Source organism: Burkholderia sp. SIMBA_051 (genome assembly GCF_046534915.1).
Classification (GTDB): domain Bacteria; phylum Pseudomonadota; class Gammaproteobacteria; order Burkholderiales; family Burkholderiaceae; genus Burkholderia; species Burkholderia ambifaria.
In genome coordinates, this window is record NZ_JAWRXS010000270.1 from 1 (window position 1) to 272 (window position 272).

Genomic DNA, 272 nt, shown 5'->3' on the forward strand with positions numbered 1-272 from the left:
GCGTCTACTACGCACTCGGCTGCAACGGCAGCGGCGTGGTGATGATGACGTATCTCGGCTACAAGGTCGCGCGCCTGATCGTCGAAGGACAAGCGCCCGAAACCAGCGCCTACGGCACGCCGATGCTCACGCATCCGCTCTATGGCGGCAAGCCGTGGTTCATGCCCGCGCTCGGCAGCTACTACCAGATTCGCGACGTCATCGACAAACGCAGGCAACGCGCTTGAGCGGCAGCGGCGCACATCACTTCACACAGGCAGGAACACGACAAT

1 pseudogene is annotated in these 272 nt (G+C 62.5%); it reads left to right on the forward strand.

The features are described 5' to 3' along the window. Nucleotides 1-227, forward strand: a pseudogene (locus tag SB771_RS34485) (FAD-binding oxidoreductase); the annotation flags it as partial. Between the last annotated feature and the right edge of the window lie 45 nt (nucleotides 228-272).